The sequence below is a fragment of the Nocardia sp. 852002-20019_SCH5090214 genome (assembly GCF_001665865.1).
GTDB lineage: Bacteria > Actinomycetota > Actinomycetes > Mycobacteriales > Mycobacteriaceae > Nocardia > Nocardia nova.
Genome location: NZ_LZMK01000340.1, coordinates 39,595 through 60,898, shown reverse-complemented (window position 1 = coordinate 60,898; position 21,304 = coordinate 39,595). Strand labels below are relative to the sequence as shown.

18 protein-coding genes are annotated in these 21,304 nt (G+C 68.2%); 9 read left to right on the top strand and 9 right to left on the bottom strand.

Features of this window, described 5'->3' with window-relative positions; all coding sequences use genetic code 11:
- Nucleotides 1–60: 60 nt before the first annotated feature.
- Nucleotides 61–1,560, bottom strand: a complete 1,500-nt coding sequence (locus tag A5780_RS26875) for an NAD(P)/FAD-dependent oxidoreductase (RefSeq protein WP_063018129.1) — start codon at nucleotides 1,558–1,560, stop codon at nucleotides 61–63.
- 108 nt (nucleotides 1,561–1,668) lie between these two features.
- Nucleotides 1,669–1,950: a hypothetical protein gene (locus A5780_RS26870; RefSeq protein ID WP_156769680.1), complete on the bottom strand. Its 282-nt coding sequence runs from the start codon at nucleotides 1,948–1,950 to the stop codon at nucleotides 1,669–1,671.
- Nucleotides 1,951–2,210: 260 nt separating this feature from the next.
- On the opposite strand from A5780_RS26870, the gene A5780_RS26865 reads away from it, so the two are divergent.
- The 6 genes from A5780_RS26865 (at nucleotide 2,211) to A5780_RS26840 (ending at nucleotide 9,904) form a co-directional block, all read left to right on the top strand.
- On the top strand, nucleotides 2,211–3,473 hold the full coding sequence (locus tag A5780_RS26865; RefSeq protein WP_063018125.1) for a KasA/KasB family beta-ketoacyl-ACP synthase: 1,263 nt from the start codon (nucleotides 2,211–2,213) through the stop codon (nucleotides 3,471–3,473).
- 158 nt (nucleotides 3,474–3,631) lie between these two features.
- Nucleotides 3,632–4,015: a hypothetical protein gene (locus A5780_RS26860; RefSeq protein ID WP_146100894.1), complete on the top strand. Its 384-nt coding sequence runs from the start codon at nucleotides 3,632–3,634 to the stop codon at nucleotides 4,013–4,015.
- On the top strand, nucleotides 4,012–4,422 hold the full coding sequence (locus A5780_RS26855) for a hypothetical protein (RefSeq protein ID WP_064910031.1): 411 nt from the start codon (nucleotides 4,012–4,014) through the stop codon (nucleotides 4,420–4,422). Before A5780_RS26860 ends, A5780_RS26855 begins: the two co-directional genes overlap by 4 nt.
- Nucleotides 4,419–6,311: a hypothetical protein gene (locus A5780_RS26850; RefSeq protein WP_064910029.1), complete on the top strand. Its 1,893-nt coding sequence runs from the start codon at nucleotides 4,419–4,421 to the stop codon at nucleotides 6,309–6,311. Before A5780_RS26855 ends, A5780_RS26850 begins: the two co-directional genes overlap by 4 nt.
- A 117-nt stretch (nucleotides 6,312–6,428) precedes the next feature.
- Complete coding sequence (locus A5780_RS26845) at nucleotides 6,429–8,462, top strand: glycosyltransferase family 39 protein (protein WP_064910027.1); 2,034 nt, start codon at nucleotides 6,429–6,431, stop codon at nucleotides 8,460–8,462.
- 83 nt (nucleotides 8,463–8,545) lie between these two features.
- Nucleotides 8,546–9,904, top strand: a complete 1,359-nt coding sequence (locus A5780_RS26840; protein WP_064910025.1) for a family 1 glycosylhydrolase — start codon at nucleotides 8,546–8,548, stop codon at nucleotides 9,902–9,904.
- A 95-nt stretch (nucleotides 9,905–9,999) separates the two neighbouring features.
- Here A5780_RS26840 and A5780_RS26835 read toward each other — a convergent pair whose 3' ends face one another.
- Nucleotides 10,000–10,860, bottom strand: a complete 861-nt coding sequence (locus A5780_RS26835) for a helix-turn-helix transcriptional regulator (protein WP_063018158.1) — start codon at nucleotides 10,858–10,860, stop codon at nucleotides 10,000–10,002.
- 197 nt (nucleotides 10,861–11,057) lie between these two features.
- On the opposite strand from A5780_RS26835, the gene A5780_RS26830 reads away from it, so the two are divergent.
- Nucleotides 11,058–11,885: an SDR family NAD(P)-dependent oxidoreductase gene (locus tag A5780_RS26830; RefSeq protein WP_231983103.1), complete on the top strand. Its 828-nt coding sequence runs from the start codon at nucleotides 11,058–11,060 to the stop codon at nucleotides 11,883–11,885.
- Nucleotides 11,886–11,919: 34 nt separating this feature from the next.
- Here A5780_RS26830 and A5780_RS26825 read toward each other — a convergent pair whose 3' ends face one another.
- From A5780_RS26825 to A5780_RS26810, 4 genes are all read right to left on the bottom strand, one after another.
- Nucleotides 11,920–12,915: an alpha/beta hydrolase family protein gene (locus tag A5780_RS26825; protein ID WP_064910080.1), complete on the bottom strand. Its 996-nt coding sequence runs from the start codon at nucleotides 12,913–12,915 to the stop codon at nucleotides 11,920–11,922.
- 216 nt (nucleotides 12,916–13,131) lie between these two features.
- Nucleotides 13,132–13,788: a transcriptional repressor LexA gene (gene lexA / locus A5780_RS26820; RefSeq protein WP_064907018.1), complete on the bottom strand. Its 657-nt coding sequence runs from the start codon at nucleotides 13,786–13,788 to the stop codon at nucleotides 13,132–13,134.
- Nucleotides 13,789–13,821: 33 nt separating this feature from the next.
- Nucleotides 13,822–15,654, bottom strand: coding sequence for an LCP family protein (locus tag A5780_RS26815; protein ID WP_082976752.1), 1,833 nt, complete (start codon nucleotides 15,652–15,654; stop codon nucleotides 13,822–13,824).
- 264 nt (nucleotides 15,655–15,918) lie between these two features.
- On the bottom strand, nucleotides 15,919–16,626 hold the full coding sequence (locus tag A5780_RS26810) for a TetR/AcrR family transcriptional regulator (RefSeq protein WP_064910022.1): 708 nt from the start codon (nucleotides 16,624–16,626) through the stop codon (nucleotides 15,919–15,921).
- A gap of 449 nt (nucleotides 16,627–17,075) precedes the next feature.
- Between A5780_RS26810 and A5780_RS26805 the strand changes: the two genes are divergently transcribed.
- Nucleotides 17,076–18,791 carry a GMC oxidoreductase gene (locus tag A5780_RS26805; protein WP_064910020.1) on the top strand — a complete coding sequence of 572 codons (1,716 nt, stop codon included), beginning with the start codon at nucleotides 17,076–17,078 and terminating at the stop codon, nucleotides 18,789–18,791.
- A gap of 55 nt (nucleotides 18,792–18,846) precedes the next feature.
- Here A5780_RS26805 and A5780_RS26800 read toward each other — a convergent pair whose 3' ends face one another.
- The gene (locus tag A5780_RS26800) at nucleotides 18,847–19,326 is read right to left on the bottom strand and encodes an HAD-IIIC family phosphatase (RefSeq protein ID WP_030514463.1); all 480 of its coding nucleotides are present in this window, start codon (nucleotides 19,324–19,326) and stop codon (nucleotides 18,847–18,849) included.
- A 197-nt stretch (nucleotides 19,327–19,523) separates the two neighbouring features.
- On the bottom strand, nucleotides 19,524–20,612 hold the full coding sequence (locus tag A5780_RS26795; RefSeq protein ID WP_082976748.1) for a TerD family protein: 1,089 nt from the start codon (nucleotides 20,610–20,612) through the stop codon (nucleotides 19,524–19,526).
- A gap of 206 nt (nucleotides 20,613–20,818) precedes the next feature.
- Here A5780_RS26795 and A5780_RS26790 point away from each other — a divergent pair, with 206 nt between their 5' ends.
- On the top strand, nucleotides 20,819–21,274 hold the full coding sequence (locus A5780_RS26790; RefSeq protein ID WP_231983102.1) for a DUF2599 domain-containing protein: 456 nt from the start codon (nucleotides 20,819–20,821) through the stop codon (nucleotides 21,272–21,274).
- Nucleotides 21,275–21,304: the final 30 nt, after the last annotated feature.

The following is a 21,304-nucleotide window of genomic DNA, read 5'->3' as shown; positions in this document are numbered from 1 at the left end:
CGGGCCGTCCGGTCGTGGCCGTGCGCTGCCGCGACCGGACGGTGTTCCGCGCGAAGATGTTCAGGCGGAACGGGATTCGACGACCGGGCGAGCGGCCGCCGAACGGGTGCCGAAGCGCAGGATGCCGTCTTCGAGGTCGGCTTTGCGCAGCAGCGCGCGGTCGCGGTAGTAGTTGTTGATCACCTTCCACGGGCCGCGGCGGCCCTGGCGCGGCATGACCGCGTCGCCGCGGGCGATGTAGCCGGAGGTCAGCGCGCCGCCCATCATCGATTCCGGCGCCCGGTCGGCTTCCTCGGCTTCGGCGACGAACGTCGAATACCCCTCGGCCTTCATGTGATTGAGCAGGCGGCAGAAGTATTCGGCGGCGAGATCGGCCTTCAGCGTCCAGGAGGCGTTGGTGTAGCCGATGATCATCATGGCGTTGGGCAGCCCGCTCATCAGCGCACCCTTGTAGGCGACCAGATCGCGGGTGGCGATCGGGGTGCCGTCCACATCGATCGCCGCGCCGCCGAGCATCTGGATGTTGAGGCCGGTCGCGCTGATCACGATGTCGGCCGGCAGTTCCTCGCCGGATTCCAGGCGGATGCCGGTTTCGGTGAAGGTCGCGATCCGGTCGGTGACGATGGAGGCGCGTCCGTTGCGCAGCACCTTGAACAGATCCCCGTTGGGAACAATGCACAGCCGCTGATCCCACGGGTTGTAGCTGGGGCTGAAGTGGCGCATGTCCACGTTCGGCCCGACGGCGACCCGCACGGCCTGCAGGAGCAGTTTCCGCGACAGGGCGGGGTTGCTGCGGGAGAGGGCGAAACTGGCGCGCTGCAGGGCGATATTGCGGGCGCGGCCGGTCTTGTAGGCCAGCGCGGCGGGCAGTTTGGCCTTCTTCATGCCGACCGCGACGGGGTCCTCGGCCGGCAGCGGCGCGATGTAGGTGGGCGAACGCTGCAGCATGGTCACGTGCGCGGCGTCCTCGCTCATGGCCGGGACGAGCGTGATCGCAGTGGCGCCGGAGCCGATGACAACGACCCGCTTGCCGCGGTAGTCCAGGTCCTCGGGCCAGTGCTGGGGGTGCACGATCTGCCCGCCGAAGTTCTCCTCACCGGGGAACTGCGGGCGAAAGCCCTGGTCGTAGTCGTAGTAGCCGGTGCAGCCGACCAGGAAGTTGCTGGTGTAGGTCTCGGTGTCGCCGGTCTGTTCGTCGAGCGCCTCGGTGGTCCACAGCTGTTCGGTGCTGGACCAGCTCGACTTCACGACCTTGCGGCCGAAGCGGATGTGGCGGGTGACGCCGTATTCCTCGGCGGTGTCGGCGATGTACTGGCGGATGTGCGGTCCGTCGGCGAGCACCTTGGTGCCGATCCAGGGGCGGAAGCCGTAGCCGAAGGTGAGCATGTCGGAGTCCGAGCGGATGCCCGGGTAGCGGAACAGGTCCCAGGTGCCCCCGATCGCGCTGCGCCGTTCGAGGATCGCGTAGCTGCGTCCGGTGTTCTCCCGGCTGAGATGGCAGGCCATCCCGATGCCGGACAGGCCCGCACCGATGATCAACACGTCGACATGCCGCGTCATTGAGGTATCCGTTTCGTCCGAATGTCAGCCCGGACCTCGCCGTCCGGATACCCGAAGGTTACGTGTTATTTCTGGTTACGTCTAGTCGCGGCAGCGGCGGAGGGCCGATCAGTGCATGGCCGCGCCGAGGATCTCCCCCGCTCCCGCGGTGGTCAGCCCGATCGCGACGACGCCGACGGCCACCCGCGACACCGTGGCCCGCGCGACCCCGCGCCGACTCGCCAGATGGACCCAGCAACCGACCGCGATCGCCGTTGCCAGCAAATGCAGCCAGATGAGATTTCGAAGCAGTACCGTCGTCACCCCCGCGCCCGGTGGCGCCTGCGGCCCCACGTTGTCCAACTGAGCCGTAAAAATGTCTTGAACAGCGTTGACAGTCATCGCGGGCACGCCCTTCCCCTCGCCCGTCCGGTCGGGCGCACCGCTGCGGACGCACCCATCCGTGACCCTCAACGGTACCCCCGCGGCAAATTTCTGGCATCCCCATTTCGGGTCCTTCGTGAGCGGTCGGAGGCTACGCTGACCGAGGCGCACCACCGCCCCCGCGGCGGGGTCGGCCGGCCGATGACGGCGAGGTCGTCGGCGGTCGCCGGTGCCGCCAAGTTTCGTGTCCGGGGAAATGAGGGACCGACAGTGAGGAATCGACGACCGTGCGTACGCTCGATACCAATTTCAGCACCCGCAACGGCGGCTTCCGCGAGGTAGTCGTCACCGCGATGGAGATCACCACCTCCATCGGCGCCGATACCGAAAGTACTTGGCAGGCGCTACTTTCCGGCGCCAGCGGGATCAAGGTCCTCACCGACGAGGACATCATCCGCCAGGATCTGCCCAATGCGATCGGCGGCAAACTGATCCACGACCCCACCACCGACCTGGACCGGGTGCGCAAGCGCCGCATGTGCTACGTCCAGCAGATGTCGTACGCGATGGGTCAGCGGCTGTGGGAGTCCGCGGGGACACCCGAGGTCGACAAGGACCGCCTCGGCGTCTGCATCGGCACCGGCCTGGGCGGCGCCGACGTCATCGTCGAAGCCCACGACACCATGCGCGAACACGGCTACCGCAAGGTGTCCCCGTTCGCGGTGCCGATGAGCATGCCCAACGGCGTCTCGGGCGTGGTCGGCCTGGACATCGGGGCGCGCGCGAGCCTCGTGACGCCGGTGTCGGCGTGCGCCTCGGGCAACGAGGCGCTGGTGCACGCGTGGCGCTCGATCGTGCTGGGCGATGCCGACATGGTCGTCGCGGGCGGCGTGGAGGGCTACATCAACCCGATGGCGATCGCCGGATTCACCATGGCCCGCGCGCTCAGCTCCCGCGTCGACGAACCCGAACGAGCGTCGCGGCCCTTCGATCGCGACCGGGACGGTTTCGTCTTCGGTGAGGCCGCCGCGCTGCTGCTGCTCGAATCGGAGGAGCATGCGCTGGCGCGCGGGGCGACACCGCTGGCCCGGCTGCTCGGCGCCGGATTGACCGCGGACGGGTACCACATGGTCGCCCCCGATCCGGAGGGCCTCGGCTGTGCCCGGGCGATGCGCCGGGCCATCGAGACCGCGGGTGTGAGCGCCGCCGATGTCGATCACGTCAACGCTCACGCCACCGGCACCTCGATCGGCGATCTGGCCGAGGCCAAGGGCATCGCCGCCGCCATCGGCACCCATCCGGCGGTCTACGCGCCGAAGTCGGCACTCGGGCATTCGGTGGGCGCGGTCGGCGCGCTCGAGGCCGCGATCTCGGTGCTGACACTGCGTGATCAGGTCATCCCGCCGACGCTCAACCTCGACAATCAGGACCCGGAGATCGAGCTCGACATCGTGCACGACAAACCGCGGCACACCGACGTCGAGTTCGCGATGAACAACTCCTTCGGATTCGGCGGCCACAACGCGGCGGTACTGTTCGGCCGCTACTGACCGCGCAGATCCGGGTGCGTCTGCCCGGTTCGGCCGATCGCACCGGGATTCACGGCAACGCCCGAGGTTCGGACAGGAGGTCACCGGATCGGCTGAGATGCTCTCCCGGAGAAATTCCCACAGCAGGGAAGATGCGCCGAAACACCTACTATCGGCCCGTGGGCGACTTGGATTTGGGGAATGGCAGAAGCCTGCCGCTCTATCTCGCCCCCGACTCTTTCGATTCGGCTGTCCTCGGGGTGGTCTTGACCTACGACAGCCTGACGAGACTGCTGAACAACTTGGAGAACACCGTCATCGACGGCTCCGGTCTGGGTGACAGCGCGGTGGCGGCGGCGTGCGCGGACTTCCGAAGTGCATGGGAGACCGAAACCGAAATTACCGCCAAAGCCGTCGGCATCATCGTGGACTTGCTACCTCGGGTCAAGCGCAAGTACCAGGACGCCGACCAGGATGCCGGCATGAGCATCGGCGGCACCGATCCGACGCCGTCGCTGGTACCTTCGGTCACCCAACCTTCGGGCCGTCCACCGAGCGGATGACCGGCGACCGGCGCTTCGATACCGAACTGCGCACCCTGGATGTCGCGTCGGCGGTGGCCGGGGCGATGTCGAACACCAGTGACGATCGAGGCATCGCGCTCGCCGACACGGCGGTGGCCGCCGCGGTGCAACTGGGGGATGTCGGGGTGGGGCCTAATCCGGTGGCCTTCCTCGCCGGCTGCGTGCGTGCCATGGGGCTGTCCGATGCCCGGCGGCTGCCCGAACCACTGGTCGGCACCGAACCGACGGCGATGGTTCGTTCCTGGATGGCGGCGGCATGCCCCGACGCCGAACCCGATGTCGCTCGCGACGAGGCGTTCGCACGGTGGTTGGAGATGGTGGCCGCCGTGCTGCGATCGCGGCGCACCCTCGGCCGCGGCGCCTCCACGCCGTGGAGCCCCTTGTGATCAGCAAGACCTGGCAACGCGTCGGCGCCGGGTTGCTCGGCGGCGCTATCTCGCTGGCCCCCATTCCGGGCGCAGCACTCATCGGCGGAGCGGTCGGCGGCGTTCTCACCGGGATGATCGACGGCCAGTCCGGTACCGACCTCTTGGTCGATGCCGGCGTGGGTGCTCTGGTGGGGCAAGTCGGCAAGGTGGGCGGCCGGGCGCTACCCGGTGTGCTGGGCAAATTGCCCGGCGTCGGCAAACTTGTTTCGCCACTCGCTGCCCGACTGCCCGGGAGTATCGGCTCGGTGGCGAGCACGCTGGCCGAGGTCGGGGCGGTCGGTGGGCTCAGTACGGCATATGCCTATTCATATGACAAATTCTCGGAGATCCCATCGGACCTCACGCTGCCCGCGAAAAGTGAACGGCTGAAGGCGCTGGAGTTGGCGTTGGAGTCGATGCAGCTGGGCCTCAACAGAAGTCATCTGCGGGCCGCGATCGACATCGCGCTCAAGGTGCCGGCGTTGCCCGGAACCACGACAGCCGTCGATGCCCAGGCCCGTGCTTTTGCCGACGCCGCTTCGGCGTACAAGCTCATGCACAGCGATCTCGAGAGCGTCGCAAAAGACAAGCTGCCGGACTCGTGGCGTGGTCATGCCGGCGAGACGGCCGCGGACGCAGTGTCGACCTTCGCCGGTGCCGCGTGGCATGCACACGAGGCGTTCACCTGGGCCAACGACGCGCTTCGCATCTGGTCGGACGCACTCGTCGAGACACAACGGCAAGACACCACGGGAGTCGACGGACTCACGAAGGCACACACCCAGCTGAACAACAAACCTGACGAAGAGGTCCGCAGGCACGCCATCGACAGCTGCCGAGTCCGGATCACCGCGACGAAGGCATACGAAACCGCGGCAACAACGTGTGCGTCGTCGGTCGGCGCAGCAGCCCGGACGGCACGGGCCAGGACCGTCGAAGCGCCCGGTATGGACCCGGTCGATGCCGAAACCCTCGCCTACACCGGTCAAGCCGGCGGAGCGCCCAGCACCGCCGACGACATCCTCACTCCGACGGCATTGGCACGTGCCTCGCAGCGGCTCTCGGCGATGTCATCCGATGATCGGTCCTCGTTCGAGAAGCTGGTGAGCAACGCCAAGTCTCCGCAGGAGGCGGCTTACCTGTGGGAGGCACTGTCGGCGGGATACTCGCTGCCCGATATCACCGCGTTCGATGAACAGATCCACGAGCACGGGAACGACCGCTATTGGCTCTGGAAACATCTGCACGTCAACGACGTCGCGAACAGCCGAACCGTACGCGACGGACGGCAGGAGCTCAGTTACGCCCCCGACGACGTGGCCAAGGCCGCCACCTACGCCCAGGACAGGGGAAACTGCACCTCGGCGTCCACGGTGATCGCCCGGCTGGATGCCGATCCGGTGCTGATGCTGGGTGTCACCACAGGCACCGGCCCCGCGGCGGTCAGCGGCCCGGCCGCAGGCAACGACAGCCCGAAGGCCTTCCGGGACCGGCTCGTTCGAGTTTTCGACGACAACTTCGATTCCGACCTCACTCCCTATCCACGAGGCGACCAGAAGATGGTGAACAACCTGCTCAATCCCGTCACCGGCAGCACCTATCACATGGCCGCGTTGTCCACCGAGGAGGCGCGACAAGCTGCCCTGCCGCGGATCGAGGCCGCGGTGACTGCGGGCAAACCCGTCCCGATCGGGCTCGCTCCGAAGGGCGACGGTGACTATCACCAGGTGGTCGTGGTCGCCACCCGGCCGGGCGAACTGCAGATCTACAACCCGTGGGGCTTCACCCAATGGGTGACCACCGAGCAGTTCGTCAAGTCCGAGATGCCCGATATCGAGCGTCCGAACGACGTCATGCTCCCGGACTGAGAATCGCCTTCGGGCAACCACGGATTCGGCGCCCGATTCGCCCGGTCGCGCCTAACTCACAGCAATCTCCAAGGGTTCGGACAGGGTGGTCACCGGATGGGCTGAGACGCTCCCGCGGTGACAGTGACGACTGCCGACACCGCCGTGCCCGTATCGCCCGAATCGGCGCGTCCGCCGGATCCGTATCTGCCACCGCCGCGGCGCCGGGACCGGCTCGCGCTGGTAGCACTGCTGGCCGCCACCGCGGCCGCGTATCTGTGGAACATCACCGTCAATGGGATGGGCAACGGGTTCTACGCGGCGGCGGCGTGGTCGGGGTCGCGGGACTGGAAGGCGCTGCTGTTCGGGTCGCTGGATCCGGCCAACTTCATCACCGTCGACAAGCCGCCGGTCTCGCAGTGGGTGATGGGGTTGTCCGGGCAGTTGTTCGGTTTCTCCAGTGCCTCCATGCTGGTTCCGCAGGCGTTGATGGCGGTGGCGGCGGTCGCGCTGATGTACGGCGCGATCACCCGCGCCACCGGCAGCCGCGGCGCGGGTCTGCTGGCCGGTCTGCTGCTGGCGCTGACACCGGTGGTGGCGTTGATGTTCCGGTTCAACAATCCGGATGCGGTGATGGTGCTGCTGATGACAGCCGCCGCCTACTGCACCGTGCGCGCGTTGCGCCACGCGAGCCCGCGCTGGCTCGTATCGGCCGGTGTCGCATTGGGTTTCGCGTTCCTGGCGAAAATGCTCGAGGGCCTGATGGTGCTGCCCGCACTCGGTGTGGCGTACCTGGTGGCGGCGCCGGCGGGTTTCGGTAAACGGATCGCGCATCTGCTGGCCGCGGCGGTGGCGCTGGTGGTCTCGTCGGGGTGGTATGTGCTGCTGACGATTCTGTGGCCCGCCGATTCACGCCCCTATCTGGCCGGTTCCAAGGACAACACGTTCATGGATCTGGTGCTCGGTTACAACGGTTTCGCCCGCTACCTCGGACACAACCACATGGGGCGCAAACCCTTCGAAGTGCCGTCGGGATACGAGTTGCCACATATGGGTGGCGGCGGCTTCAACGGTTTCGGGTCCGGCCCGCAGCGGTTGTTCACCGGCGAGATCGGATTCGAGATCTCGTGGCTGCTGCCGGCGGCCGTGCTGGGGTTCGTCGTCGTGCTGATCACGCGCCGGAAGTATCCGCGCACCGACCTCGTGCGCGGGGCGGCATTGGTTTTCGGGCTGTGGCTGCTGATCGACGGGGTGGCGTTCTCGGCGATGAAGGGCGGCATGCACGCCTACTACACCCTGGCCATCGCGCCCGCGGTGGTCGGCAGTTTCGTCCTCGGCCTGGCCGAGGTGTGGCGTTGCCGGGATCGGATGTGGGGCCGGGCCGGGGCGGCGGGACTCGTTGTGGCCGGCGGCGTGTGGGGCTTCGTCCTGCTCGATCGCAATGCGGACTGGCAGCCGTGGCTGCGGTGGACGATTCTCGCGGTGACCGTCGTGTCCGCCGCCGCTCTCGTGCTGACGGCGCTGCCGGTGCTGTCGCGACGTGTGCCCGCCCGCGCGGTCGCGGTCGCCGTGGGCGCCGGTGTGCTGGCCGCGACGGCCGGGTCGAGCGCGTACGCGGTGGCGACGCTGCCGCAGTCGCATACCGGCGGCAGCCCGGTCGTCGGGCCGGCGCATCCGGACCTGCCGCAGGCGCTGAATCCGTTCCGCCGCCAGATCGGCATGCTGATGGGCGGCACCGACACCGATCCGAAGCTGGTGGAGATGTTGCGGGCAACGCAGACGACGTGGTCGGCGGCCATCGACCGCTCGGGACCGGCGGCCGGACTCGAACTGGCCAGCCGGACACCGGTGATCGCCATCGGCGGATTCACTTCCGAAGATCCGGTCCCCACCGTGGCGGGATTGCAGGACCTGGTCCGCGACCACCGGATCACCTACTATCTGGCGCCCGAGATGAAGCTGCCGGACTCGTGGCGAACGCATGACCAGCACCGATCCCCCGGCGGCGCGCACACTCCGGCGACCGCACCGAACCCGCCGGCCACCGACGCGGAGCCGGAGATGTGGCATCCGGTCGGCAACACCGACATCTACGCCTGGGTGTCGGCGCACTACACGCCGCAACACCTCGGCGGTCTCGAGGTCTTCGACCTCACCGCACCGCCGCACTGACCCCGGCGTCGAGCGGCCGATCGCCCGCTCGACACGCCCTTGCGCACACCGGAATTCAGCAATCTCACAGCTACGATTGCTGGATGCGAGAGCCGAACCGCCGCCAGGTGCTGGCCACCGGACTGGCCGCAGCCGCCGCGCTGCTGCTGCCGGTCCGCGCGGGCGCCGACCCCGTCCGCCGGGCGGCGTCGGCTCTCGCTCCCCTGGGCCCCGAATTCGTGTGGGGGGTGGCCACATCCGGGTTCCAGACCGAAGGCCACGCCCCCGACAGCAACTGGACCCGCTACATCGCGACCGGGGCGGCCGAACCGTATCGGGATTCGGTGCGCTTCCTCGACACCTACGCCGACGATATCGAGCGCGCCGCGCAGCTGGGCGCCAAGAGCTTCCGCATGAGTATCGAATGGGCCCGGGTGCAGCCCCATCCCGACGAATGGGACGAGCAGGCATTCGCCGGCTACGACCGGATCGTCGACGCCGTCTACACCGCGGGTATGACCCCGATGCTGACCCTGGACCACTGGGTGTATCCGGGCTGGGCCGCCGACCGCGGCGGCTGGCGCAACCAGGGCATGGTCGACGACTGGCTGGCCAATGCGCGGAAAGTGGTGCAGCGCTACGGTTCTCGCGATCCGATCTGGGTCACGATCAACGAACCGGCCGCCTATCTCGGCACCGAGATCCGCATCGGCGCCCTCTCGCACGAGGAGTGGCCGGCGGCGATGGACCGGCTGGCGCAGGCCCACAATCAAATCTACGACGACATTCACGCCGCCTATCCGAAGGCGATGGTCACCAGCAACATCGGCTATGTGCCCGGCGCCGACACCGAGGTGAATCAGCCGTATATCGACAAGGTGCGCGACAAACTCGACTTCGTCGGCGTCGACTACTACTTCGGCCCCACCCCGGCCGCGGACGGCTCGTCGGCGACCTCGGCCGGTGCGCCCGCTATGTGGGAGTTGCCGCTGCAGACCGAGGGCGTCTACTACGCGCTGCGCCGCTATGCCCGCCAGTTCCCCGGCAAACCGCTGTACGTGGTGGAGAACGGGATGCCGACCGAGAACGGTAAACCCCGCCCCGACGGCTACACTCGCGCCGACCAGTTGCGCGACACCGTGTACTGGATCCAGCGCGCCAAGGCCGACGGTATCGATGTGCGCGGCTACAACTATTGGAGCCTCACCGACAACTACGAATGGGGCAGCTACACACCCCGTTTCGGCCTCTTCACCGTCGATGTCATCTCCGATCCGGATCTGGTGCGCCGGCCCACCGACGCGGTGGAGGTGTTCGCCTCGCTCGTGCGCGCGGGCGGGGTGCCCGCCGATTACCGGCCCACCCGCGCCCCCGTCGCCTGTTCCCAGGTCGATCCGCCGGCCAGTTGCGACGAGCCGGTGATGTTGCCGGGCGCGGATCCGGCCGCCACAGCGAGCCCGTAACCACCCGCCTCGGGGATGCACCACACGATCGATTCCGCATACGGAGATACCGCGGCCAGGGCGGGCGGCTTACCGGTCTGCGGGACCCTGCCCTCTCACTCGAGGGAGACCGTGAATTTTTCGACGCCCAGCACCTTCAGCAAGGCGAGCTTCTGCTGGTCCTCGGTACCTGGGGTAGCGGTGAAAATGAGAAGCGCCTGTCCCTGATCCGGCTCGAGCAGAAGCTGGCAGTAAAGGTCCAGCCGCCCGATCTCGGGGTGGACGAATCGCTTGGTGTCGCTGGAACGCAGGCCCACCTCGTGACGGTCCCACAATCGGGCGAACTCGTTGTTGGTCTCACGCAGAAATTCGACGAGATCTGCCGCCGGCGAGCCGGGCCCGTCCCGGGTGAGCGCCGCGCGGAGCTGCGCCACATTGGCCCGGCTGGTCATGTCGTGATCGTCGGGGTGGTAGCGCGCACGCGCGGCCGGATCGGTGAACCAGCGGAACGCCGCGCTACGCGCGCGGCCGGTGTACCCCGTCTGTGTGCCCAGCAGGGCCACCGCGGACGGGGTCTGCAGCAACGTTTCCCCCAACGGGCCCATCACCTGCGCCGGCATGTCGCGGAGGCCGTCCATCACGCGCATCAATCCGGGACTCACATGCTGAACCTGCAGGTCGCGGCGAACTGTGCGGTACCCCGTGAGCAGGAACAGGTGATCGCGTTCGTCCGGGGTGAGCCGCAGACCGCGCGCGATGGCCGCGAGCATGCTCTGTGATGGTTGCGGCCCGTCGCCGCGTTCCAGCCGTGCGAAGTAGTCCGCGGACATGGCGCACAGCTCGGCCACCTCTTCGCGTCGCAGCCCGGGTGCGCGCCGCCGCGGCCCCCGGCGCAGCCCGACGTCTTCCGGTTGCAGAGACGCTCGCCGAGCCCGCAAGAACGCGCCCAGCGATGAACGGTCGAACCCACGATCCATGATGTGCATTCTGATCCGTCCGGCGCCGCTCAGCCGCGACCTCTCGTTCAGTGGTTGTGTGTGTCCTTCCGCGGCCGGACGGCGGCGCATTCACTGGTCACAGCGATCACCGGTCGCTTCCGACGAGCACGGCATTCGAACAGCGAACAACGGAGTGCGGACGTATGGCCACATGGAGCAGAAACGAACTTCCCGACATGACAGGACGGACGGTGGTGATCACCGGCGCCGGCCGCGGGCTGGGCCTGATCACCGCGCGGGAACTCGCCGGTGCCGGAGCACACGTCGTGCTGGGTGTGCGTGACCCGCAGCGGGCCCGCCGCGCCGTCGCGGACCTCCCCGGCATCTTCGACGTCCGACCGCTCGATGTCGCGGAACTCGGCTCGGTGCGCGCCTTCGCCGAGGCGTGGTCCGGCGACCTCGACATCCTGATCAACAATGCGGGTGTGATGGACATCCCCGCCGCACGTACCCGGGACGGCCTCGACCAGCAGACCGCCACCAACTACATCGGTCCCTTCCTGCTGACCACCATGTTGCTCGACCACATCACCGATCGTGTGGTGCATGTGACCAGTCAGCTGCACCGGCAGGGCAAGATCGACCTGGCCGATGTGGACTGGCGCACGCGCAAATACGACGCGATGGCGGCCTACCGGGCATCGAAGCTCGGTGTCGTGTTGTTCTCGCTGGAACTGCAACGCCGGCTGACCGCTGACGGCAGCCGGGTCCGCTCGGTGCTCGCCAGTCCGGGTATCGCTCGTACCGGTCTGGCCGCGCACTCCCGGGCGAACCTCGTCAACCGGTTCACATTCCTGACCAATTCGCCTGAGCGCGGTGCGCTCTCGGTGCTGTACGCCGCGACTCAGGACGTTCCCGGCAATGCGTACGTCGGGCCGGACGGGCCGGGAGGCCTGCGTGGCTATCCGGCGGTCGGCCGGCAAGGCAAGGCCGGTCTCGACGAGGAGCTGGCCGCACGGCTGTGGAACGCGACCGCCGAACTTCTCGCGGCAGTGGATCGATGAGCTGTCGGGCAGCCCCGAACCAGGCGTTCGCCGCTCAGGCGGGAAGTTGCAGCCCGGCCGCGAGGACCGGCCACGACTGGATCAGCGCGTCGTGCCAGTAACCCCAGGAATGGGTTCCGGTCGGAGTGAAGTCGTAGGTCGCCGGAATGCCGAGACCGTTGAGCTTGGCCTGCAGGTTGTGGCTGCAGTAGTTGACCGCGGCCTCGATCACGCCGCCGATGATCACTTGATTGGCCAGGCCGCCCGGCCCGGGCAGCGTGTAGGGCCCGTTGAGCGTGTCCCACTGCCCGGGCAGTCCGGATCCACTGGAGATGAACAGGTTGAGCCCGCGCAGCTGGTCGGCGTGCACGTAGGGATCGTTGGCGGCCCACATCGGATCGTTCTGCGGCCCGTACATGTTCACGGTGTTGCCGCCGCCCCACACGTTGACCGCGAGATTGACCGCGGTGTAGCCCACGGGGTCGCTGATCTGGGCGCAACCGCTGTAGGCGGCAACGGATTTGTACAGGCCGGGTTTGGCGATCGGCAACTGCAGCACCGAGGTGCCGGAGGTGGACAGCCCGGCGATGGCGTTGAGGCCGTTGGTGCCCAGGGCGCCGTCGATGATGGGCGGCAGTTCCTCGGTGAAGAACGTCCGCCACTTGTTGACGCCCAGCTTCGGATCCGGTGCGCGCCAATCGGTGTAGTAGCTCCAGGCGCCGCCGACGGGCTGGACGACGTTGACGTCCTTGTCGGCGAGGAACTTCAGCGCGTCGGGGGCCTTGTTGTCCCAGGTGGCGCTGTCCTCACCACCGCCGGCGCCGTTGAGCAGATACAGCACCGGGCGCGGTGTGGAGGCGTCGGCGGGCCGCTGCACGTTGATCGTGATCGGTTTGTCCATGGCCGCGGAGTACACCTTGAAGGTGACGTTGCGGCCGTCGACGACCGAGAAGTCGACGATCTTGGATCCGTCGGCGGATACCGGATGTGCCAGCGGGGCACCGGAATCGACGACCCGATCGCCCGCGGCGGCGGCAGGTCCCGCCGCCATGGTCGCCGATACCGCGGCCAGCACCGCCGCGGCCGCGACCGTCGCGATCCGAGTGCCCCCGCGTACCCGCTCTCGCACCGCCGATCTGCCTGCCCGAGTACTGCTCGCCACGTGCACCTCCGAATCCCGTTCGGTCTTGCGCGTTCCCCTGCTTGGGCAGACTAATTCAGCGGCAACCGTTTGGCGATCGGTTCGGCGGGCGCGTCGAGCAGGTCGTCACATTCGTCGCATCACGGACACGACTTTGCCGAGCACGACCGCACGGTCGCCGTCGATGACGTCGTAGGCGGGGTTGCGGGGTTCGAGGTAGACATGGCCGTTGCGCCGGCGATAGACCTTCACGGTGGCCTCGTCGTCGATCATCGCGGCCACGATGTCCCCGGAATGCGCTTCGTGCTGGCGGCGCACGACCACGATGTCGCCGTCGCAGATCGCGGCGTCGATCATCGAATCACCGCGCACTCGCAGCCCGAATACGGTTCCGCGCCCGACCAGTTGCCGCGACAGGGTGAGCTGGTCGTCGGCGTGTTCCTCGGCGAGGATCGGGGCGCCGGCGGCGATATCGCCGACCACCGGCACGATCACCGAATCCTGTTCGCCGCCACGGCTTTCGGCGGGGGCGAGGAACAGGCGCACGTCGATGGGCCGGGAGACACTGGCACTGCGGCGCAGGAATCCCTTGTCCTCGAGATCCTTCAGGTGTTTCGACACCGACGAGCCCGATTTCAGTCCGACGGCGGCCGCGATCTCCCGAGACGACGGCGCATACCCGTTGCGCTGCACCGCATCCCGGATCACGCCGAGGATGCGGCGCTGCCGCTCGGGCAGCCGGGAGGTGTCGAGATGGTCGTATGCGTCGTCGTATCCGGTCACCGTGGAATCGTAGACGGCCGCCGCCGCGGCGCCTCAGTTCACGCAGGGTATGTCGGATCCGATGCTGGTGGTGACCGGTTTACCGGAGTCGGGACGATCGTCGGTGGTGGCGGTGGTCGACGCCGAACTGCCGCCGCTGGTGGTCGTGGTGAGCCCGGTGGTGGGGTCGGTGGTCGTCACTGAGGACGCCGAGGACGAGGTGAGGCTGTCGGGCATGCTGAAGTCGCTGCCGATCACGATCTTCACCGTCCCCGGATCGAGGGATTTCGATGCGGCCGTGGGCAATCCGCCCAGCATGTCGGCGGCCTGGGTGGCGTCGGTGTCGGCGCCGGAGCCGAAGTACACGACCGAACTGGATCCGTCGCTGTAGGTGGCGTTCCCGACATTGCCCTTGCGGAAGCCCTTGTCCACCAGCGCGGTGGACACCTTGGCCGCCATGCCGCTCGCGCCGCCGGCGTTGACGACGTCGATGGTGCTGGTGGGGGTGGTGGTCGGGGCGCTCGATTGTGTTTCGGCCACGCCGAAGGCGGTGCGCACGGTCTTCTTGATCGCGGCCGGGTCGACGATGTTGACGTCCTGGCCGTCGACGGTGTCGTACGCCTTCACCGGCAGGGTCTGGAATTCGATCGGGATGGATCCGGCGCGGCCGAGGGTCTGGGCGAAGTCGAGCAGGTTCCAGCCCTGCGACAGCACGATGTCGTTCTGCGCCGCGCTGATCAGGTCCTGCAGTTTGCCGATATTGGTGAGCGTGCCCGAATCCTTGAGCTGTTTGGCGACCGAGGTCAGAAATGCCTGCTGGCGGTGGGTGCGGTCGAGGTCGCCGTTGTCGAGGCCGTGCCGCTGACGCACGAACGACAGCGCGTTGGCGGCGTCGAGATGCTGGCGGCCCGCGGGAAACACCGCGCCCGAGTAGTACTCGTCGTCGACAGCGTGGTTGAGACATACGTCGACGCCGCCGAGGATATTGGCCAGATCGTAGAAGCCGACCAGCGAGATCTCGGCGAACCGGTTGATCGGCACTCCGGTGAGCTGTTTGACCGTCTGCACGATCGATTCGCGCCCGGCCTCGCGGCCCTGGCGTTCGAGTTCGACCTTGTCCTTGACGCCCTGATTCTCCAGCTTCTGTTCCACCGAGGCCTTTTTCAGCCCGTAGGCCTCCTTGATCTTGGCGTGGTCGTAGCCGGGGATGCCCGAGACCGCGACGTAGTCGTCGCGCGGGATGGAGAAGGCGGTGACCTTCTTCAGATCCTTCGGAATGTGCACCAGGATCAGCGAATTCGCGTTGTAGCCGCCTTCGCTGCCGTCACCGGCGTGCAATTGGTCGAGGATGTTCTTGGGCAGGTCGTTGCCGTTCTGGTCCTTGCGGGTGTCCAGGCCGATCAACAGGATGTTCAGATCGCCGTCGAGGGCGGCGGCATCGGCCTCGCTGATCGCATTGGACCGGGTGAAACCCTGATCGACGCTGCGTTCGGTGTAGTAGGCCAGGCCGGTGCCGCTGACCACGACCACGGCCGTGACCGCGGCCAGCACACGACCGCCGACCCGCACGGCCTTACCCCCGCGATTCGGGCGCGGCGGCGGTGCGGTGCGGGCGCGGCGGGCCCGCCGATTCGGCGGCGGCGCGGCGCCTTCGGCGGCGGCCACGGTCTCTGTCGCGGCGCCGGCAGCGGTCGGTGCGGCGCGGGTGGCTCGGCGCCGCGGTTCGGTGTCGCCGCGTTCGGGTGCGAGGGCCTGCGCGGGTGCGGGACGACGCCGGGGGCTCGGTTCGGCGGCGGCGTCGGGTTGTTCCCGTCGTCCCGGACGATGTGGCGGCGGGGCTGCTCGGCGGGTGCGTTCGCTGTCGCGCTGGTCGGCGGGTGCGGCCATGCCGCGACTCCAGGGCGGGGTGGCCGCCCGGACCGTGCGGGGGCTATGTCGACCGGACCGATCTTGCGGCGACTCGTCGTCGGGTCGCGCGTGCCGCGATCGGCCGCTGCCGCCGCGGGGATCCACCACCGGGATCGGTTCGGTTTCGTCGTTCATTTCGCCGTTCAGTCTTTCATTCCCGGATATGGGAAAGCTGAGAATGAGCTTTATCGGGTTGTGACATCCTGCACGATGGCAGTCACGAATGCATACCCGCCGCGCAGGCTAGTCCGCTGGGGCAGCGCGGAATCCGAGGATCGCGCACAGATTGTCCAGGTGGACGTCGAAAACCTGGGTGCGGTCGGTGAAGGTCTGCGCGCCGTACATGTCGAACACGTCGAAGCTCACCGCGCCGAACAGGCCGGTCCACACCGTCAGCGTGCGCACCATCGCCCAGTCCGGCAGCTCCAGCCCGAATTCGGCCCGGATGCGCTCGATGTCGGCGGCCAGTTCGGCCGGGGTCGCCGGGAGGGGGTCCGGCGTCGTGAGCTCTCCTGCGCGACAGGCGTTTTCGACGATGGTGAGCAGTGATCCGATCACCCGGGTGCCGGGGGCGGTCGTCTCCTGGGCGGGTGCGTCGTAGCCGGGGACGGGGGTCCCGAACAGCAGGCCGTAGCGGGCCGGTTCGGCCAGCGCCCAGTCGCGCACGGCGTGGGCCAGCACCCGCAGCCGGGCGGCGCCGTCGGCGGGTGCGCCGGCCAGGGCGGCGTCGACGGCGTCGGCCAGTTCGGTGTAGCCGTCGACGACGAGCATGGTCAGCAGTTCGTCACGGCTGCGCACGTAGCGGTACACCGCCGAGGAGACCACGCCGAGGTCGCGGGCGACAGCGCGCAGCGACAGCGCCGCGGCGCCGTGTACCGCCAGATGGTCACGGCCGATGCGCACGATCTCGTCCATCGTGCGGGCGCGGGCGCGGGATCGGGGAGTGCTCATACCCCCACCCTGCCATACAGAGAGCGGTGCTTACCAGAGTGATCGGCGATCTGGCGATGCGAGTCGTACTTGTCACAAATCGTGACGCAGATTACTGTTACCCGCCGGTAATGAGCATGCCCGGCCACCGACCGGCGAACAAAAGCGAGGAGATCGACACCTGATCGATTCGAGATCGCCGCTCGCCCCGCCGTCGCCGCCGACCCGCACCGCAACTCGGCCCGACCTGCCGCGCCGGCCCTGCGGTCACGCGCAATTTTCCCTTGATCCGCGCCATGAGCAGGCGCGACATTGTTTAGGGATACCGAGGGACACACCTAAACTACTCGGTAGTAGCGTTGATATTCGTCACCGGCGACACACACTCACGGAGGCCCGATGAGACACCATGCGCAGCCCGTTCACGGGGCCGACCGGTTGCGGGTTGCCCGCACCCGGCAGGAGCGGCCATGACCGCGCGCGACACCGATTTCGACGTCCTGATCGTCGGCTCCGGATTCGGCGGCAGCGTCACCGCGCTGCGGCTGGTCGAGAAGGGTTACCGGGTCGGCATTCTCGAGGCCGGTCGCCGCTTCGCCGACGACGAACTGCCCGAAACCAGCTGGGACCTCCGCAAATTCCTGTGGGCTCCCGCCCTGGGCTGCTACGGCATCCAGCGCATCCACCTGCTGCGCGATGTGCTGATCCTCGGCGGCGCGGGCGTCGGTGGCGGCTCGCTCAACTACGCCAACACCCTCTACGTGCCGCCGGAACCGTTCTTCCAGGACAACCAGTGGCGCGACATCACCGATTGGCGCGCCGAACTGACGCCCTACTACGAGCAGGCCACCAAGATGCTGGGCGTGGTGCGCAATCCGCACATCACCCCCGCCGACGAGGTGTTCAAGCAGGTCGCCGACGACATGGGCGTCGGTGACACCTTCGTGCAGACCCCGGTGGGCGTGTTCTTCGGCGAGCCCGGAAGAACCGTGGACGACCCGTATTTCGGCGGTGTCGGCCCGCAGCGCACCGGCTGCCTGGAATGCGGCGAATGTATGACCGGCTGCCGCCACGGCGCCAAGAACACGCTGGTGAAGAACTACCTGTATCTGGCCGAGCAGGCCGGTGCGCAGGTGCTGCCGCTGACCACGGTCACCGCGGTGCGGCCGCTGCCCGACGGCAGCTGGCAGGTGGACACCCGCCGCACCGGCGCGAAGATCCGCAGATCACCGGCCTCCTACACGGCCGGACACGTCGTCCTGGCCGCCGGCACCCGCGGCACCCAGAAGCTGCTGTTCGACATGCGCGACAAGGGAATTCTGCCGCAGCTGTCGCCGCGGCTGGGCGAGCTGACCCGCACCAACTCCGAATCCATTCTGGGCGCGGCGACCCCGACGGTGGACCCCGAGCGCGACTTCACCCGCGGTGTGGCCATCACCTCCTCCATCCACCCCACCCCCGACACCCACATCGAACCGGTCCGCTACGGCAAGGGATCCAATTCGATGGGGCTGCTGCAGACGCTGATGGTCGACGGCGGCGGCCGGATCCCGCGCTGGCTGCGGTTCCTGCTGGAAGTGCTGCGCCATCCGCTGACCCTGCTGCGGATGCTCAGCGTGCGCAACTGGAGCGAGCGCACGGTCATCTCGCTGGTGATGCAGCATCTGGACAACTCCATCACCACCTACACCAAGCGCGGCGTGTTCGGCCGCAAGCTGACCTCCAAACAGGGCCACGGCGAACCGAATCCGACCTGGATCCCGGCCGGCAACGATGTGACCCGCCGCGTGGCGGAGAAGATCGGCGGCACCGCGGGCGGCACCTGGGGCGAGGTGTTCAACATCCCGCTGACCGCCCACTTCCTGGGCGGCGCGGTGATCGGCGCCGACGCCGACCACGGTGTCATCGACCCCTACCACCGCGTCTACGGCTATCCGACGCTGAGTGTGGTCGACGGCGCGGCGGTGTCGGCGAACCTCGGTGTGAACCCGTCGCTGACGATCACCGCGCAGGCCGAACGGGCGGCCGCACTGTGGCCGAACAAGGGCGAACAGGACACCCGCCCGCCGCAGGACAGCCCCTACCAGCGCATTTCCCCGGTCGCGCCGCGGCAGCCGGTGGTTCCGGCCTCGGCGCCGGCGGCGCTGGTGCTGCCGATCGTCGAAATCAAGCGCGACAGCGCCTGATTCACCCGCACCCGCGATCCGGCCGCCGTGGCGATCTGTCGCCGCGGCGGCCGGTTCAGTTCGCGGAGATGTGGGCGAAGCCCATCGGCGAGGTCGGCGGCGGCGCCGAGGTCAGCGGCGCCCGGAATTCCTGCAGCGCGGTGAGCACATCGACGTGACGTCCGGCATAGCAGCGCACCTGCGGTAGCGCGTGGGCGACCTCGCTGCGTTCCATGGCCTCGGCGTCGATGTAGCCGATCGCGTCGAGTTCGATCCGCAACTGTGCCGCGATCCGCGTGATCGCCGCCGATTTACGACCCCACCCGACCTCGACGGCGGCGAACAGCCCGTGCAGGCCGTGACGTTCCAATTTGTCGGTCGTCCAGGACCATTCGCCGCGGCTGGCCACGGCGTGCATCACGCCCCGGCCGGTCAGCGTATGCAGCGCCCGCACCGCGTCCGGGCGCAGTGCACCACTGGTCGAATCGCAGACCACACCGTCCCACATGGTGTTGTCCAGTTCCCAGACAAGACATTTCACTGCCGGTGCTGTCATCTCGCCCCTACGGTCCACTCTCCTCAACACCCACATCGGCCACACCCGCGGGGCACAGCCGATGGGTACCGCCACCATCCAGGTACCGATTGTGCCGGACAAGCCCCATCTTTCCTGGGCCGGTCCCGCGAGAGGTCATAGTAGGGATGCGGGGCCGCGCACACCAGCCCTGGCAAATCACTGGCTCGCGGCACGGCTCACAGCGTCGGTGTCACCAGCGGGACGGCCTCCACCGGATGCCCGGCCTGGATGGGGGCGCCGATCGAGGCCACCCGCCACACGCCGCCGTCGCGATACACCTTCGCCACCACCATGCCGGTGTGCGGCCCACCGCCGCGCAGATTGCCCCGCGCCAGCTCGGCGGTCGAGGAACCGTCGATCATGCGCCAGTAGCCGTTTCGGATGCGTTCGAAGGTATGCCCCGCATAGGAGGTGACCACGAAGACCACCGACGTCACCTGCGCCGGCAGCCGGGCCAGGTCCACGGTGATGACCTCGTCGTCGCCCTTACCGTCGCCGGTCAGGTTGTCCCCGGAGTGGCGCACCGCACCGTCACGGGAGGAAAGCTGCTGGTAGAACGCCACATCCACGAGTGTCTGCCCGACGAACAGCAGCGCCGAGGCGTCCAGGTCGATCTCGAGGGCGCGCAGCCCGCGCGGGCCGTGCACCTTCATCGGATCCCATCCGACACCCATCTTCACCATCGACAGCTCACCCTTGCGGATCTGGCTGAGCGCCACCTCCTGACCGGGCGCCAGCACCGCCGGTCCGCGATAAGGCAACTCGTCGGCCCCGCCGCCCACCGCGACACCGTGCGCGGTCACCAGCGCCGCGAACCCGGCCGGGAATCCGTGCCCGAGCGGGCGCACCTGCCAGGTGCTGCCGACACGGTCCAGATCGGCGACGATCACCGCCGGTTCCTCACCCAGGCCGTCGACGGTGTACTCGTACACCGCATTTCCGCTCGTATCGGCCACGATCAGCTGCGGCGGCGCGTAATCGCCGAAGCGATCCTGCTGATCCTCGAGCGACGCCACGATGCGCACATGCTCGATTTCCGGTGGGAGCGAACGCAATCCGATCGACAACTCCGGGCGGCCGGAGGCCAGGCGCACCCCGTGCGCTGCGGGCTGGTTGTAGAAGATCAGATCGGTTTCGTCACGGACCCTGCCGGCCGAATTCAGCAGCAGCGCCGAGACATCGACGGGTTCGCTGTGCCGGACGGATACGACGACCTCGTCGTGGGTCAGACGATCCACCTGTCCCTTGGTCAACTGAGCGGCCACCCTCCCACTCTACGTCGACTCCCGGCGGTATTCGGGCAACACGGGCGCGCGGCCCCGCCGGTTCCGGTGCGCCCGGGCGTGGCGAGTAGCGTGAGCGGCGACGGTGGATCGCGACGTCGAAAGGGACGCGGATGAGGTCGGGGGCACGACGAGCACCCGGTCGCGGGCCGCGAGGGGCCGCGGCGGCAGCGTTGGTGGTGTCGGCCGTGTTCGCGGTCGCCGGATGCGGTGACGACTCGGCGAGCACCGAATCCCCCGCGCCCGCAACCACGACCACTGCCGTGCGCACCTCCGAGGCACCGACGAGCGCGCCGCCCGCCGAACCCACCACCGATCCGTTCGCCGGCAGCCCGCTGATCGATCACACCGAATGGACCGACGACCCCGACGGCCGCCGCCTGCACGTCTATCCGACCGCCGCCGGTCGCGCCGACCAATTCCCCACCGCCCTGGACCGCGCCTGGTCGGAGGTGCTCGCCGACTCCCCCGACGCCGATTCGCCCGGCATGTACGACCAGTTCCAATGCCATTGGGTGTGGGCGCGAATGGTCGTACCGAACAAGCCGAGCTGGAATCTGGAACCGTGGCGCCCGGCCGTCGGCTACCAGGCCACCGTCCAGGCGATGTGCAATCCCGGCGGTCCCGACCCGGCCGGCAACTGATCGCGAAACCGGCCTGCTCCGGCCACGATT

What these genes read in the sequence shown, in the direction of transcription:
- A5780_RS26875 (WP_063018129.1), bottom strand. Translation starts at nt 1,560, where the DNA reads ATGACGCGGCATGTCGACGTGTTGATCATCGGTGCGGGCCTGTCCGGC.
- A5780_RS26855 (WP_064910031.1), top strand. Translation starts at nt 4,012, where the DNA reads ATGACCGGCGACCGGCGCTTCGATACCGAACTGCGCACCCTGGATGTC.
- A5780_RS26840 (WP_064910025.1), top strand. Translation starts at nt 8,546, where the DNA reads ATGCGAGAGCCGAACCGCCGCCAGGTGCTGGCCACCGGACTGGCCGCA.
- A5780_RS26835 (WP_063018158.1), bottom strand. Translation starts at nt 10,860, where the DNA reads ATGGATCGTGGGTTCGACCGTTCATCGCTGGGCGCGTTCTTGCGGGCT.
- A5780_RS26830 (WP_231983103.1), top strand. Translation starts at nt 11,058, where the DNA reads ATGACAGGACGGACGGTGGTGATCACCGGCGCCGGCCGCGGGCTGGGC.
- A5780_RS26825 (WP_064910080.1), bottom strand. Translation starts at nt 12,915, where the DNA reads ATGGCGGCGGGACCTGCCGCCGCCGCGGGCGATCGGGTCGTCGATTCC.
- A5780_RS26815 (WP_082976752.1), bottom strand. Translation starts at nt 15,654, where the DNA reads ATGGCCGCACCCGCCGACCAGCGCGACAGCGAACGCACCCGCCGAGCA.
- A5780_RS26810 (WP_064910022.1), bottom strand. Translation starts at nt 16,626, where the DNA reads ATGAGCACTCCCCGATCCCGCGCCCGCGCCCGCACGATGGACGAGATC.
- A5780_RS26805 (WP_064910020.1), top strand. Translation starts at nt 17,076, where the DNA reads ATGACCGCGCGCGACACCGATTTCGACGTCCTGATCGTCGGCTCCGGA.
- A5780_RS26800 (WP_030514463.1), bottom strand. Translation starts at nt 19,326, where the DNA reads ATGACAGCACCGGCAGTGAAATGTCTTGTCTGGGAACTGGACAACACC.